General features: G+C 35.3%; 15 protein-coding genes. 5 read left to right on the top strand and 10 right to left on the bottom strand.

Annotated elements, in window-relative coordinates; genetic code table 11:
- Nucleotides 1–46: 46 nt before the first annotated feature.
- On the bottom strand, nt 47–634 hold the full coding sequence (locus AC4GZ8_RS25790; RefSeq protein WP_491084751.1) for a YdhK family protein: 588 nt from the start codon (nt 632–634) through the stop codon (nt 47–49).
- A gap of 323 nt (nt 635–957) precedes the next feature.
- On the opposite strand from AC4GZ8_RS25790, the gene AC4GZ8_RS25785 reads away from it, so the two are divergent.
- Together AC4GZ8_RS25785 and AC4GZ8_RS25780 are read left to right on the top strand one after the other, a co-directional pair.
- On the top strand, nt 958–2553 hold the full coding sequence (locus tag AC4GZ8_RS25785; protein ID WP_491084750.1) for a spore germination protein: 1596 nt from the start codon (nt 958–960) through the stop codon (nt 2551–2553).
- Nucleotides 2550–3749, top strand: coding sequence for a Ger(x)C family spore germination protein (locus AC4GZ8_RS25780; RefSeq protein WP_491084749.1), 1200 nt, complete (start codon nt 2550–2552; stop codon nt 3747–3749). The genes AC4GZ8_RS25785 and AC4GZ8_RS25780 overlap by 4 nt, the downstream gene beginning before the upstream one ends.
- A gap of 168 nt (nt 3750–3917) precedes the next feature.
- Here the strand turns inward: AC4GZ8_RS25780 and AC4GZ8_RS25775 are convergent, their stop codons facing one another.
- The 3 genes from AC4GZ8_RS25775 to AC4GZ8_RS25765 all read right to left on the bottom strand — a co-directional run bounded on the left by AC4GZ8_RS25775 (nt 3918) and on the right by AC4GZ8_RS25765 (nt 6450).
- Nucleotides 3918–5003 (bottom strand): GerAB/ArcD/ProY family transporter, encoded by a 1086-nt coding sequence (locus tag AC4GZ8_RS25775; RefSeq protein WP_491084748.1) that lies wholly within the window; start codon nt 5001–5003, stop codon nt 3918–3920.
- Nucleotides 5004–5192: 189 nt separating this feature from the next.
- Entirely contained in the window at nt 5193–5345 is a 153-nt protein-coding gene (locus AC4GZ8_RS25770; RefSeq protein WP_491084747.1) for a hypothetical protein, read from the bottom strand.
- Between the two features lie 19 nt (nt 5346–5364).
- Entirely contained in the window at nt 5365–6450 is a 1086-nt protein-coding gene (locus tag AC4GZ8_RS25765) for a GerAB/ArcD/ProY family transporter (RefSeq protein WP_491084746.1), read from the bottom strand.
- Nucleotides 6451–6744: 294 nt separating this feature from the next.
- Between AC4GZ8_RS25765 and AC4GZ8_RS25760 the strand changes: the two genes are divergently transcribed.
- Nucleotides 6745–7179 (top strand): CHRD domain-containing protein, encoded by a 435-nt coding sequence (locus AC4GZ8_RS25760; RefSeq protein ID WP_491084745.1) that lies wholly within the window; start codon nt 6745–6747, stop codon nt 7177–7179.
- A 149-nt stretch (nt 7180–7328) separates the two neighbouring features.
- Here AC4GZ8_RS25760 and AC4GZ8_RS25755 read toward each other — a convergent pair whose 3' ends face one another.
- Genes AC4GZ8_RS25755 through AC4GZ8_RS25740 form a run of 4 tightly spaced genes read right to left on the bottom strand, consistent with a single transcriptional unit; the run spans nt 7329 to nt 10649 of the window.
- Nucleotides 7329–8255: a sensor histidine kinase gene (locus AC4GZ8_RS25755; protein WP_491084744.1), complete on the bottom strand. Its 927-nt coding sequence runs from the start codon at nt 8253–8255 to the stop codon at nt 7329–7331.
- A gap of 19 nt (nt 8256–8274) precedes the next feature.
- Nucleotides 8275–8946 (bottom strand): response regulator transcription factor, encoded by a 672-nt coding sequence (locus tag AC4GZ8_RS25750; RefSeq protein ID WP_491084743.1) that lies wholly within the window; start codon nt 8944–8946, stop codon nt 8275–8277.
- Nucleotides 8947–8959: 13 nt separating this feature from the next.
- Nucleotides 8960–9739 carry a DUF2705 family protein gene (locus AC4GZ8_RS25745; protein ID WP_491084742.1) on the bottom strand — a complete coding sequence of 260 codons (780 nt, stop codon included), beginning with the start codon at nt 9737–9739 and terminating at the stop codon, nt 8960–8962.
- Complete coding sequence (locus AC4GZ8_RS25740; protein WP_491084741.1) at nt 9732–10649, bottom strand: ABC transporter ATP-binding protein; 918 nt, start codon at nt 10647–10649, stop codon at nt 9732–9734. Before AC4GZ8_RS25740 ends, AC4GZ8_RS25745 begins: the two co-directional genes overlap by 8 nt.
- 419 nt (nt 10650–11068) lie before the next feature.
- On the opposite strand from AC4GZ8_RS25740, the gene AC4GZ8_RS25735 reads away from it, so the two are divergent.
- Together AC4GZ8_RS25735 and AC4GZ8_RS25730 are read left to right on the top strand one after the other, a co-directional pair.
- Nucleotides 11069–11533, top strand: a complete 465-nt coding sequence (locus AC4GZ8_RS25735; RefSeq protein WP_491084740.1) for a YsnF/AvaK domain-containing protein — start codon at nt 11069–11071, stop codon at nt 11531–11533.
- 76 nt (nt 11534–11609) lie between these two features.
- Nucleotides 11610–12128 carry a YsnF/AvaK domain-containing protein gene (locus AC4GZ8_RS25730; RefSeq protein WP_491084739.1) on the top strand — a complete coding sequence of 173 codons (519 nt, stop codon included), beginning with the start codon at nt 11610–11612 and terminating at the stop codon, nt 12126–12128.
- A 181-nt stretch (nt 12129–12309) separates the two neighbouring features.
- On the opposite strand, the gene AC4GZ8_RS25725 is transcribed toward AC4GZ8_RS25730, so the two are convergent.
- Together AC4GZ8_RS25725 and AC4GZ8_RS25720 are read right to left on the bottom strand one after the other, a co-directional pair.
- Nucleotides 12310–12603: a DUF3784 domain-containing protein gene (locus AC4GZ8_RS25725; RefSeq protein WP_491084738.1), complete on the bottom strand. Its 294-nt coding sequence runs from the start codon at nt 12601–12603 to the stop codon at nt 12310–12312.
- A gap of 304 nt (nt 12604–12907) precedes the next feature.
- Complete coding sequence (locus AC4GZ8_RS25720) at nt 12908–13663, bottom strand: class I SAM-dependent methyltransferase (protein ID WP_491084737.1); 756 nt, start codon at nt 13661–13663, stop codon at nt 12908–12910.
- Nucleotides 13664–14175 lie beyond the last annotated feature (512 nt).

The raw sequence follows: 14175 nt of genomic DNA, 5'->3' as shown, positions 1-14175 counted from the left end.
TAAGAAAAGAGCTTGAATCCAAGCTCTTTTCTCTTAAACACTTTTTTTAATCTTGTTTAGGCGACAATTCACTTTCAGTCACCCATTTATGATTTTTTACTTCTTCTCCATCTGTTGTTGAAGTGTAATCAACCATGTAAACTGTCATATCATGAGCTGAATCAATGACAGCAGTTGCCCCCTTCATCCCTTTCATGTGATCGGCGTTTAACACAACCTCTTCACCTGGCTCAAATGGTTCATCTCCTGCATTTTCAAGTTCTTTATGAATGACCCATTTATGATTTTCGACTCGTTCCCCGCCAGTCGTTGGAGTATAAGATACAGCATAAACAGTTGTATCATACGCTCCTACAATCGTTGCTTCAGCACCCTTCATTCCTTCCATATGATCTGTTTCAAGGATTGCTTGGCTACCGACCTTATATGTTGGATTTTCTTCTTCTTTTAACCCTTCTGGAACTTCACCAGACCCTGAATGATGCATCTCAGAATGATCCATTTCCATACTTTCTTCAGAATGTGAACTTATGTCTTTCCTTTCATCAGCCGTTTCATTACTATTGCCAGTACATGCAGCTAAAGCAATGGTCAATAAACCTGTCAAAAATCCTAAACCAATTTTACGTTTCATACTATTCCTCCTTTTATTTACATTGCTTCCTATCATTAAAATAACAAAAGACTTTGCAGAAAATATGCATTATTTCCCTAACAAAAAATTTCTTACATTAACATATTTTTGAAAAAGTGAGACTTCCAACAGTGGGGGTTTTCTTCATCCCCCACTGTTGGTTAGCGAAACTTATCGGACCTTTACGGGCAGTTATCCCCCGCTTACCTTCTTTGTTTCTCTTTATTCTTGAAGTGGGAGTCTTACTGCACGTTAAGAGTGGGATAAATTTTCTCAATCTGACAAATACTAGCTTGTAAGTCAAGTTTTTGTAGGTGATTGGTATGTTTAAAGCCTTTCGTTTTCATCCTAAAAAGAAAAAATCAAGCGTATTCGCTCCTAAACCAAAGGATGAGTCGGTATATCAAACGTTTGGAGTAAATATTGAGAACAATATCAATACAGTAAGGAAACTATTCGAAATAAATGATGACGTTGTTTTTAGAGAGTTTGAGGCATTTATTATGAAGCCCGTAAAGGTCTTTATTTGCTACTTCTCTACACTTTCAAATAGTGACTATATTAACGAATTTGTTGTAAAACCCTTGCAAGAACTGAATTTCAAGAATGATCAAAGGGAAGATAGCATCCCAGCGATTGTGAAGAAAAATGTATTGGATGTTGGGGGTATTTCGGAAAACTCGTCGATACAAGAAGTAGCAAAGAACATACTATCAGGAAAAGTAGCCTTATTCATAGAAGGATCCGACACCGTGTTTCTCATAGAAGCACAAGGGTACCCGATGAGGAATGTCACAGAACCTGACACAGAGTCGGTTGTAAGAGGACCAAGAGAAGGTTTTACTGAAAATGTTGAAGTAAATACAGGATTAATTCGCAGAAAAATTATTAATCCGAACCTTTTTTTCGAGAAATTCACACTTGGGAAGCAGACTCAAACGAAAATTCGTATTGGCTATATTGAAGGTATTGCAAATAAGAAAGTTGTCCAAGAGGTAAAAACGAGATTACGAAAAATTGATATCGATGCTATTTTAGAGTCTGGATATATCGAACAGCTCATAGAAGACCATCCCACTTCAATCTTTCCTACCGTTGGAAATAGTGAAAAACCTGATATTATAGCGGCGAAATTATTAGAAGGAAAAGTAGCCATCGTATGCGATGGTACCCCATTTGTCTTAACGGTACCCTATATGTTTGTCGAAAACTTTCAAGTGAGTGAAGATTATTATTCTCGTCCATATTTTGCATCTGCTATTCGATTATTAAGGCTGCTTGCCTTATTTCTTACTGTCACAACACCTGCATTTTATGTTGCCCTTACAACTTATCACCATGCCATGATTCCAACGGTGTTATTAAATTCAATGGCAGCTGCTGAAGAAGCTGTTCCATTTCCGGTTTTACTTGAAACATTGTTAATTGGTACAGCTTTTGAAATTCTGAGAGAAGCCGGAGTTCGGTTACCAAGACCAGTAGGTTCAGCTATCTCCATTGTTGGGGCATTAGTCATTGGTGAAGGAGCTGTTCAAGCAGGACTTGTTAGCGCACCAATGGTCATTGCGATGGCATTGACAGGAATTTCAGGATTTATTGTACCTGCCATAAACGATGCTGTCGTATTATCACGATTATTCTTCGTGTTACTAGCAGGCACCCTCGGTTTATATGGAGTGTTAATCGGATTTTTAATTATTCTAGCTCATATGTGTTCACTGCGTTCTTTTGGTACACCATATTTAGCGCCCCATGCTCCTATTATTTTTAGAGAGTGGAAGGATACCTTAATAAGAGCCCCGCTTTGGAAAATGGATAGAAGACCTCAAACCATTACTTGGAAGCATGACGCATATCGGGAAGGTTCAGATCAAAAGCCTCAACCTCCAAAGCGGGATAATGGAAGTGAAGAAACGTGAAACGTGTTTTTTTTATTTTATGTTGTTTGTTTTTGTTAACAGGGTGCTGGGATCGAATTGAACTGAAGGAAATTGGTATCGTCAGCGCAATTGGGGTTGATCGGGATCCTGACACAGGTGAAATTCTTTTCACCTCCCAGGTAGTCGATCCATCTGGATTAAAGCCTGATGGAGGTGGAACAGCATCAGCTATTCAAATAGAATCATCGAAGGCAGATACCGTTTTTAAAGCATTCCGAGATATTAATCAAGAATTTGATCGTAAGAATTTTTATGCACATAATAAAGTCATTATTATTGGGGAAGAGTTAGCGAAAGAAGGTATATTACCTGTTCTTGATGGGATTACAAGAGGGAAAGAAGGCCGGGGATATATTTGGCTTTGTGTGACAAAAGGTACTCAAGCAAGAGATATTCTTATTAATGTAAGGAAGCAGGGAATTGAAAAAGTTCCGGCAAACTCAATTGAAAGTATGCATGAAAACACGGAATTAAATTTTGATGTCGCCGTGATAAAATTGAATGATTATTATAAAAAAACGTTAAAGAGCGGAATTGAACCCGTTATTGGAACGTTAGAAATGACAGAAAAATCCACCAACAATAATAGAGAAAGTTTTGGACAATCATCTTTAAGAGCTAGATTATCAGGAGGAGCCGTAATAAAGGAAGACAAGTTAGTCGGATTTCTTAATGAAGCAGAAGCTCGCGGGTATAATTGGGTCGTTGGTGAAGTAAAAAGCGGGATTCTTTCCATTCCCTCCTTACTAGATGATAAAAAACTTGTTTCGATTGAAATTAGAGAAGCAAGTTCGAAGATAAAGCCTGAAATCAAGGGAGATAAAATCTCCTTTACGATTGATATTAAGTCAGCTGGAATCCTTGTTGAACAACAGGGTTCAGGAACACTGAAAACGAGAAAAGAACAGTACGACTATTTAAAACGATTAGAAAAAGAACTAGAAAAAAAAATAGAAAGTGAAGTTTATGAGGTAGTTGAAAAAGCACAAGAAGATTTCAATTCAGACATTTTCGGTTTTGGCACTAGATTAAATAAAAAGGATTCAAAGAAATGGAAGGAAATAAAAGAAGCCTGGTCGAAGGACCAATTTCAAAATGTGGATGTCAAAGTGAAGGTTAAGGCAGAGATCAGTGCTCGCGAACTTTTACAAGAACCTTTGAAATCGATAGATTAAGGCATAGATTTTTTGAAAATTCGTTTGATTAAATAAATAATGACATAAAAAACGTTCATGAATAAGAGGATCGCGATATATAGCGATCCTCCAAGTATAAGGATGCTTGGTACAATACCCGCTTCAAATAATGATTGTAAATTTATCATAGCTTTCACCTTTATCATATTATAGATTCTTTGTTTTATTTTTCACCCAAATCATCAGTAAAAATAGAATAGGCATAGAACTAAAAATTCCATGTATATATGTTGCATTGAATTCAAAACCTACCCATCTGTGAAAGGAGATACTTTCATAATAGGTCGTCGAATAAACGATCAGACCAATCCCCATAATGATTGTGATCCATCTTTTATTTTTCATCCTAAATAAGGTGGAAACAGCTAAGACAGCTCCATAAAAGTTAAGAAGAGTCTTGTAAAAGCCTCCAATAAAGATAATAATAACCCCCATAATATCTAGATTTGTAATAATGTCAGCGATATTTATATTAAAAAGGACCCTTAGTAGTGGAATTTCAGATTTAGCCGTCAACTCTGGACCCAATATCGTTATCATAATCAAATCGGAAAGAACAAGAATGACTCCAGTCATACAAACAACGAGTAAAGCTGTTTTACGTACGACTTCTTTTTTTTTCACTATATGCCAATACATTAGGAAAACAACGCTCTCACCAAATGGAAAATTTACTACAGGGTAGACTTCTTTTAAAACAGGTTTTATTCCGTTTTCTAAAACAGGAGATATTTCCTGAATATCAAGTACTCCCGAAAAACTAGCTAAAAAATAAATTGTCACCAGAAAGATGAGAAGAATCGGCATTACGATCTCACCTGTTCTTGCGATCACCTCAAACCCTAAAGCAATCATATAAATCATCGTAAACAAAAAAACTCCAAGGACGACAAGCTGTGGTGTATTTATAAGGAAAGTAGTCCGAATAATTTCACCAAACTCAAAGTAATTAAAGCTTGAACTTGAAAAAAAATACAAAGCATAAAGGAGAATAAGAGGGACAGAAAGCCATTTCCCCAACAGAGTATGTAATATTTCTGCCAAGTTTTTATCAGGATATTGCTTTTGAACCTCGGTATATACCCACACTAAACCTAAACCAATAAATGTAGCAATCAAAACCACAATCCAAGCATCTTGTTTTGCACCAATCCCTAATGCAAACAATGTCGTACTTCCAATTTCATACAATAACATTAAAGAAAATAATTGACTCTTTGTAATCTGTTCCATTACATCAACCTTTTTTCAACAGTATTTACAGCATCAGTATAGCCAAAGAAATACTATTTAATAGGAACCTATCCCATTAATTGAAAAAAGCGATGCTCTTTTAGAAGCCATCGCTCAGACTGTTGACAAACGCCGCCTCAGGATATGGTCAAGTCGCTTTCAGTGTTCCTCACCTTTAAAATTAATTGATTAAGACATAGATTTATTTACAATACGCTTGATAAAATAAATAATGGTATAAAACACGTTCATGAATAAGAGAATCCCGATATATAGCGATCCTCCAAGTATAAGGATGCTTGGTACAATACCGGCTTCAAATAATGGTTGTAAATTTGTCATAGCTTTCACCTTTATCATATTATAGATTCTTTGTTTTATTTTTCACCCAAATCATCAGTAAAAATAGAATAGGCATAGAACTAAAAATTCCATGTATATATGTTGCGTGGAATTCAAAACCTACCCATCTGTGAAAGGAGATACTTTCAAAATAGGTCGTCGAATAAACGATCAGACCAATCCCCATAATGATTGTGATCCATTTTTTATTTTTCATCTTAAATATGGTCGAAACAGCTAAGACAGCTCCATAAAAGTTAAGAAGAGTCTTGTAAAAGCCCCCAATAAAGATAATAATAACACCCATAATATCTAGATTTGTAATAATGTCAGCGATATTTATATTAAAAAGGACTCTTAATAGCGGAATTTCCGATTTGGCAGTCAACTCTGGACCCAATATCGTTATCATGATCAAATCGGAAAGAACAAGAATGACTCCTGTTATACAAACAACGAGTAAAGCGGTTTTACGTACAGCTTCTTTCTTATTTATCATATGCCAATACATAAGGAATACAACGCTCTCTCCAAATGGAAAATTTACTACAAGGTAGACTTCTTTTAATACAGGTTTAATGCCATTTTCTAAAACAGGAAGTAATTCCTGAATATCAAGTACTCCCGAAAAACTAGCTAAAAAATAAATGGTCACCAGAAAGATGAGAAGAATCGGCATTACGATCTCACCTGTTCTTGCGATCACCTCAAACCCTAATGCAATCATATAAATCGTCGTAAACAAAAAAACTCCCAGGACGACAAGCTGTGGTGTATTTATAAGGAAAGTAGTCCGAATAATTTCACCAAACTCAAAGTAATTAAAGCTTGAAATTGAAAAAAAATACAAAGCATAAAGGAGAATAAGCGGAATAGAAAGCCATTTCCCCAACAGAGTATGTAATATTTCTGCCAAGTTTTTATCAGGATATTGCTTTTGAACCTCGGTATAAATCCACACTAAACCTAAACCAATAAAAGTAGCAATCAAAACAACAATCCAAGCATCTTGTTTTGCACCAATCCCTAATGCAAACAATGTCGTACTTCCAATTTCATACAATAACATTAAAGAAAATAATTGACTCTTTGTAATCTGTTCCATTGCATCAACCTTTTTTTCAACAGCATTTACTTAGCATCAGTATAGCCAAAGAAATACCATATAAAAGGAATCTCCCACATAAATCGAAAAAAATGATGCGGATTAAGAAGCATACTTGTATTCTCACTATCCTTTATTTTTTTCAGCTATTACGTTTTGTTCAACTTCTGCTATTGCTTTAGAAATATCAGAAATTTGCTGACTGACGATTTCTCCATGTCCAACTGCATGTAAAACCCATACAAACCAAAACGACCTTGCATAAACTGTTATAAATTGCATACAAGAGAGGTGATGAACATTCTAAAATTCTTTAGAGCAAGATTATCAGGTAAAAACGAAGTTCCTCCTGTTGAAACGAATGCTTTTGGTTTTGCAACATTTGTTGCTAATAAACAAAGAACGAAGATAAAGTTTGCACTGGAAGTTAAAAACATTAATAACTTTGTTCAAGCACACATCCACTTTGGTAAGCGTGGTGAAAATGGCCCAGTAGTAGTATTCCTGTTTGGCGCTGACTTAGAAACTCTTGAAGAACAAAATGGAATCACAACAAGAAGAGGTGTTATTACAGGAATTATCACAGATGATGATATTGTTAGAAATAATGTAGGAATAAAAACTGTTGAAGATTTATTAAAATTTATGGAAAAAGAATTAACTTATGTTAATGCTCATACAGAACAAAATCCAGCAGGTGAAATTAGAGGTCAAATTGTTCCAGATTAAATTTCTAAACGGTTAGTTTATTTAGTTGATAGGTCAAAAGGTGAAATATCGAGCTATTAAGTCTCCCTTTCGTTATATTTAGGTTAGATAAGTGAAATAGTTGATAATCAAAGGACAACACATATTCGATATATGGAATATGTGTTGTCCTAATTTATTTCTTCTTCCACTAATTGACTGCCACTAATAGGAAGATAGATTTTAAGAATAAACCAATTATCATGCAGCTCTGCTTCCATTTTCCCATTCATCTTTTCGACTAACTTTTTAGACAGATAAAGGCCTAACCCACTTGCTTCCGTGTTGGTTCTACTGCTGACTTCGGTATAGAAACGCATAAAAACTTTTTCTATGGCAACTTTACTATCTCGTTTAATGTCATTTTTAACGTTTAAAACAAGAGTGTTTTTTTCAGCCTCATAGCTGATAATGGCTTTACTTTTCGCATAACGAAGTATATTTTGAACGATATTTTGGACAACACGTGTAAGCATTAATTTGTCAGCAATAATTTTTCTATCATTTATTTGTTCGGCAAATTGGAGTTCAATTTTTTTTTCCTCAAATTGTTCATAAAACGACAAGAAAAATTCTTCAATTAAATTAGATAGAGGAATAGCAGATAATGCTATTTCTTTTTGATTCGTTTCGATACGTGCTAAATCATAAAAGTGTTCAGTCATTTCAATCAGCCGTTTTACAGACTGTTCGATAATCGTTAGATAGTGGGCCCTCCTCGTTTCATCCGTGGTCGCATTTAAGAGCTGCACATAGCCGTTGATAGATGTGAGCGGTGTCCGTAAGTCATGAGACAGTCCAGCAATTGATAACTTCACATTCTCCTCCATCTTTCTTGCCTGACGGTTTTTATCTTCAAAAGCATCAATCATTAGATTCAATTCATCGACCAAATCTAGTAAAGTCTTCTCACGAAAATCAAGAGACAGCCTACTGCCAAAACTGGCACGTGTCGGAAGACCTTTGACCTCATGTTTCAATTTCCGTAGTTCTCGTTTTAAAAAGTAAATATAAAAAAGAAGCGCCAATGCCAGGAAGACAAATATCCATCCCCACATAACATTCACACCCCTTCCATTAATCAAATTTGAAGCCTATGCCCCATACCGTTTTAATGTAATTTGTATCATCCGAGTTCAGTTTATTTCTCAAATTACTGATATGCATGTTAATCGTTTTGTCACTATCAAAATATGGTTCATTCCAAACACTTTCATAAATATTTGCGCGACTAAATACTTTTTGGGGATTTTCTAAAAATAGCAGAAGTATTGCATATTCACGTCCAGTAAGATGAATAGTTTGATTATTAATCTTTACTTCACGAGTGTCTAAATTTATGGTGATATTCTTGTAATGAATTTCTTTGACCTTACTGACTATAGCCTTGGTTGCATGACGTAATTGAATGTGAATTCTTGCAAGTAGTTCCTTCACATCAAAAGGTTTTGTGATATAATCATCTGCCCCATTCGTCAAAAGCTCCAATTTCGATTTTTGATCATTTTTAGCTGATATCACAATAACAGGAACTGTTGTGTTACGCCGAATTTCTTGAAGAAATTCTTCTCCATTCATCCCCGGAAGCATCAAATCTAAAAGAACTAAATCTACTTGACTATGTTCAAATAGTAATTTCCCTTCAGTCCCTGAGTATGCATTAAGTGTCTTAAAACCATTCAAATCTAATGTTTCTTTTATGAGTGAATGAATTGCACTATCATCTTCAATGATTAATATTGTTGTCATATTATTTATCGACCTACTTTATGTCTGTTCGTTTAAACAGAAGGATTCCTAAGGTTGATGATAACACGATTGTAATCAGACTGACCAATACCATCTCAGGAAATCTAGCAATATCCGCCGGTTTTGCGAAATCTGAATAAAACAAGAATGATTCCGTAAACCAGAATGTCACCTGTTTAAAATGTTGAGTTTGTTGAAAAATTCCAGCCCCAAACCCTGTCCCAATTGTATAGAGAAAACTCCAAATAAGTGAAATTCCAATATTTTTTGTTAAAAAACTAATCATCACATAGATAGATATGTTTGCCAAAATTAATAAATATAGAGTACTAAATGTTTTTATAGCAAATGTGAAGTAATGACTAATCTCAGCAACTTCTCCAAAACCAAATACTACTGAAAAGCTGATCATGCCAAGTGCGGTCAATATGAAGACACCAACAAGGGTAAGGAGTGCGGCTATCAATAATTTTGACAGATAATAATGTGTACGGCTACGGCCTAATGACAATGCATTTCGAATCGTCCCATTTTGAAATTCTTCACCAATAAAGAAATTGATAAAAGTACTCATGACAAGCAAAATGGCTAATCCATTTTTCTCCATCATCAGAATACCTGTCGCTCCATTGACGACTGTATCAATGGCCTGGACAAGTTCTGTTCCATAATGCACGGTCATATTGCTATTCATGACTTGAATGATAGGAAGCAACGATAAAATGCCAAGGACAATCCAAAGCTTTTTACTTCGAAATAATTTAATTCTTTCAGCTGTTAAAAGATTAAGCATGGCGGTTTCCTCCTATTAATTGTAAGAAATAATCTTCGAGTTTTTGTCTAGTTGTACCAATTCGCGAAACGTTCACGTTAGATAAAACTAATGAACGGTTGATTGTAGATACGTCATCTAAGTGTTCGTAGATGTTGATTTCCGTTCCATTGATGACTTCATAATCTCTTATCCCTAATTCGTCTAGTACGACGACTGCTTTTTGAACTTCAGATGTTTCTAATTCAATGTATTGACGAGTTTCACGTGCTAACTTCTCTTTTGAAAGTTCACGAATGAGTTTTCCATCGTGCAAAATGCCGTAATGTGTAGCAATCTGAGAAAGTTCATCAAGAAGATGACTAGAAAGCAAGACGGTCATACCGCGTTCTGTCACCAATCGTTGAATCATTTCACGCATTTCAACAATTCCTGACGGATCGAGACCGTTTGTCGGCTCGTCTAAGATTAAAAACTCAGGGTTTGTAATAAGGGTTGATGCAATCGCTAAACGTTGGCGCATTCCTAATGAGAAGTTCTTCGCTTTCTTCTTACCTGTATCCCCGAGGCTCATTAAGCGAAGTAGATCATCAATCTCTCGCTCGCTTACACCACCATTTGCTGCTTGTACTCTGAGATTCTCTCGAGCCGTTAATTCTGGATAAAGTGCCGGCGTTTCGATGGATTGCCCCATTTTTCTTCTTGCCCGTTGTAATCCCTTCGTGCCACTTTCCCCAAACAGCTCGATGTCACCCTCATCGGTTGTGATTAACCCCATTATGGCACGCATAAATGTCGATTTTCCTGCGCCATTTTCCCCGATTAAACCGTAAATCATCCCTCTTTTTATTTCGATCGATACTTTATCAAGTGCTTTGTAGTTTCCATATATTTTTGAAATATTGGTTGCTTTAAGAATTGTCTCCGACATAATAATCATCCCTTTCGATGTTGATGTGTTAAGAATAAGTGCCAGATATAAATAATTTGACTAGAAAAGTATAAAAAAAGTATAAAGAATTAATTTCTAAATTAATTCTTTATAGGGGCGAGGATATGTTAATTGCATTTCACCACAAAAATCCTGTTTATTCTTTAAGTATTCTGCTTCTTTCGGACAATATCTTCAACAAAAAAACGCTAATCCTTTTTGGATTAACGCACCTGTTTAAGTACAATATTTCACAGACTTATTTTACATCTTGTACAAAAAATTGGTATGAAGCTTTACACGAAGGGATCGAACACATAAACCAGAAAGAAGGCACCAAAATTCCTTCACATATTTTTACTCCCACAGGTAATATTACTACTTGTATGATCTAAAAACATCCCTTAGGAGGCTTTCGCATGGGCTTTTTTGATTTTTTTAACGAAGAAAAAACGAAAAAGGATAATCGAAAAGTAAATCGCACTGCAGATACAGAATTTGCAGCAGAAGACGCACATCTTGATCTTCGTGAGGAAGAATTAGATATCGACAAACATCGGGTGGAGACAGGTGATGTGACACTTCATAAAGATATTGTTGAGGAAGAACAAACAGTGAATGTCCCTGTTTCACATGATCAAGTCGTTATTGAACAAAGTGCTGTTGACCACGAACCAACAGATGAGCCAATTACCGAAGAAGAAACGGTTCACATTCCAGTAACTGCTGAAAAAATTGATGTAGAAAAGCATACGGTTGTCACTGGTGAAGTCTCCGCACATAAACGTTCAGTTGAGGAAACAGAACAAGTTCGCGACGTACTTCGTAAAGAAGTTGCAGATGTAGAATCGCACGGCAATGCTGATATTATCAAAGAGGACTAATCGTTCCCTGCCTATTTAACTCCTAGTTAAATAGGTTTCTTTCTATCCTTTTACAAAAATAACTTTAGGAGGTCCAATGGGGACATATATAATTATTGGTGCGATAATTGGTAGCATAATCGGTTGGGTAACAGGTTTTACAGTCATAACAGGAATCATTATTGGAGCAATCGCCGGCGGTATTAGTTATACAATGTATGCGAGTAGGAAAGTCAACAACCCCACTAATGAAAAAAAAGAACAAACACTTCAATTACGAGAAGAGCAGCTGGATATTAAAAAAGAACGAGTACAAACGGGTGAAGTAAAGATTCATAAAGAAGTCGTCGAAGAACAGAAAACGATCACAGTTCCGATTAAGCGTGAAGAAATGGTAATAGAAGCAGGAGATGAGGAGGAACTTCGAATTCCTCTAAAAGAAGAAGAAATTAATATAAACAAATATCCTGTACAAGTAAATGAAGTATCGATTACAAAACGTCAAATCGAAGAAATAAAACAAATAAAGGAAAAGGTGAAAAAAGAAACAGCACACTTTGACGTTGCAGGTGATGCGGATGTCATTATTAACCCTAAATCTGAAACAAAGGATTAATCCATTTTCGCCATATTCGGGCGGTGACATTTAAAAGCCACCTGCCCCCTTCCTTTTTCCTCAAAACCTGCGAGACTGCCTTTGCCTCCCTAGCATCAGTCCGTGCTGTTTCCGGGTTTAGTTAAACTCATGAAACAGATAGAGTTGATAGGTATACTTATATTAGGTACAAATTTCTTATTTATTCAACCAATGTCTTATGAACATAAATAATTGTACACACACCGTAAGCAATGATTGTAGAAGGGGTAAACGAATCCTGGTAAGGTATATTAATAATGCCATTTATGAGTAAGAAAAACCCACTATTTAAAAAGAAATATCCTGCAATTTTTGCCAACCTATCCTTGTCCCTAATCCTTGTTTGATTAAAACCTTTTAAAATCCAAGTTTGTTTTTTGATACCAACATAGTAAGCGACAAATATAAAAAGAATAGCAACAGTAAAAGAACTAATATTAAATTCAAAGTACATATATTGTCCCTCCCTCTATCTTATTTACGGTTTCTTATTCTTAAAGGTTTCAATATACCTAAATGTTCCAAACAGTATATTTCATTAAACTGCCCCTTTGGAAAAAATACTGCATTAGTACCAATTCGAGGTTAAAATCACAAAAAAGAAACCATGATAAAAATGGCTTCTTTACTAAGAGATATTTTATATAATTTAAGAAGATCATTTTCCACCTGTGTTACTCTAATTCGTGCCAGAATTAGTAAATGATAATCTAAATTTCAAAAGGGACTTCGATTAAAGCCACCTTATGATTGGCTGTTTAGACATTGCCTAGATAGCTTCGCGTTATGTTTTGGAGAACCATTTTTCCATTCTTACTATATTTTTCGAATAACTCTGACAGGAGAAAAACAAAACGTTCATACTCTTCGTCATTTTTTTTCGGAGCATAGGATGCTGATAAATTCCTTCCTAAAAATCCTTTATAATCAAAAAGCAAATCATTTTGATACTTTTTAAATTCATACTTCCCATCTTTAAAAAAGCTGTTAAATACTTCTTGAGTCTCTTCCATTCCACCGCTAAATCCTTTGAAATTTGGACAGGTCTTTTGGCAAATTTCTGCATTCGCTTTAATAATCGGGCTAGTTAAATCTCTGCTATTCCAAACAAGAGCGACATTTGCCTTTTGTTTTAAAATCCGTTGACATTCAATTTTAAATGCTTTTTTATCAAACCAATGAAATGCCTGGGCAACAGTTACTAAATCCATACTTTTCCCGTTTATAGTAGTATCTTCAGCAGTTGCCTTTTTTGATTTAAAACGAGAATATGGTTTTAACGATTGCTCAGCCACCTCTCTCATGTCATCATTTGGTTCTACTCCAATAACATTTAAACCTTTTTCAAGCAGATGGCCGCTAAATATCCCCGTACCTGAACCAATATCGGCCACAATCCGATCCTCTTTCAGTTGGTTAGCTGAAAACAAATACTCAATATATTCATTAGGGTAACTAGGGCGATATTTTGCATATGTATCGGCTTTGTCGGTAAAATTTCCTGTTGTTTTCACAGCACAACCTTCTTTCCTAGTTTTAAAGTGATTAATATACAATTATGTGCTTTTTCAATATTACTTACGGGAATAAATTATACCGATTTGATTTAGTATAGGGTTTATCAACATTATTTACCACTAAAAAAGAATTTGTCTATTATGATTTATTCGATTTTAAATTTAAGATTCCCTCCCATCTTTATTTAACAATAAATATCCAGTTCCTTTAAAGTAAGTTATTCAATTAAATGGCTTGATTGTGGAAGATTGATCTAAATTATTTAAAAATAAAAACCACCAAATTATGTATTTGGTGAGACTGTGGGACGTGCTATTCCATGCTTTCGTCATGTCACTGACTATATCTTGAACCATTATCAGGTCCTTTAGCGTCTTATACGAAAAGTAGATTTACCTTTTAATCAGACAGATTTTCGTATCCTAGTACTACCAAGATGGCAGCCTATAAGTCGATACACGGCTGTTGGATTTCTCCGCATACCGCTCGGCATTTCCTTATCAAACCC

Source organism: Metabacillus sp. RB-C-LZQ-3-1 (genome assembly GCF_058315175.1).
Note: the sequence above shows the minus strand (reverse complement) of the source record. Positions and strands in the feature narration are given on the sequence as shown.

Excerpts from the sequence above, each read along its gene's own strand:
- AC4GZ8_RS25790 (WP_491084751.1), bottom strand. The coding sequence starts at position 634 with ATGAAACGTAAAATTGGTTTAGGATTTTTGACAGGTTTATTGACCATT.
- AC4GZ8_RS25785 (WP_491084750.1), top strand. The coding sequence starts at position 958 with ATGTTTAAAGCCTTTCGTTTTCATCCTAAAAAGAAAAAATCAAGCGTA.
- AC4GZ8_RS25775 (WP_491084748.1), bottom strand. The coding sequence starts at position 5,003 with ATGGAACAGATTACAAAGAGTCAATTATTTTCTTTAATGTTATTGTAT.
- AC4GZ8_RS25770 (WP_491084747.1), bottom strand. The coding sequence starts at position 5,345 with ATGACAAATTTACAACCATTATTTGAAGCCGGTATTGTACCAAGCATC.
- AC4GZ8_RS25765 (WP_491084746.1), bottom strand. The coding sequence starts at position 6,450 with ATGGAACAGATTACAAAGAGTCAATTATTTTCTTTAATGTTATTGTAT.
- AC4GZ8_RS25760 (WP_491084745.1), top strand. The coding sequence starts at position 6,745 with ATGAACATTCTAAAATTCTTTAGAGCAAGATTATCAGGTAAAAACGAA.
- AC4GZ8_RS25755 (WP_491084744.1), bottom strand. The coding sequence starts at position 8,255 with ATGTGGGGATGGATATTTGTCTTCCTGGCATTGGCGCTTCTTTTTTAT.
- AC4GZ8_RS25750 (WP_491084743.1), bottom strand. The coding sequence starts at position 8,946 with ATGACAACAATATTAATCATTGAAGATGATAGTGCAATTCATTCACTC.
- AC4GZ8_RS25745 (WP_491084742.1), bottom strand. The coding sequence starts at position 9,739 with ATGCTTAATCTTTTAACAGCTGAAAGAATTAAATTATTTCGAAGTAAA.
- AC4GZ8_RS25740 (WP_491084741.1), bottom strand. The coding sequence starts at position 10,649 with ATGTCGGAGACAATTCTTAAAGCAACCAATATTTCAAAAATATATGGA.
- AC4GZ8_RS25735 (WP_491084740.1), top strand. The coding sequence starts at position 11,069 with ATGGGCTTTTTTGATTTTTTTAACGAAGAAAAAACGAAAAAGGATAAT.
- AC4GZ8_RS25730 (WP_491084739.1), top strand. The coding sequence starts at position 11,610 with ATGGGGACATATATAATTATTGGTGCGATAATTGGTAGCATAATCGGT.
- AC4GZ8_RS25725 (WP_491084738.1), bottom strand. The coding sequence starts at position 12,603 with ATGTACTTTGAATTTAATATTAGTTCTTTTACTGTTGCTATTCTTTTT.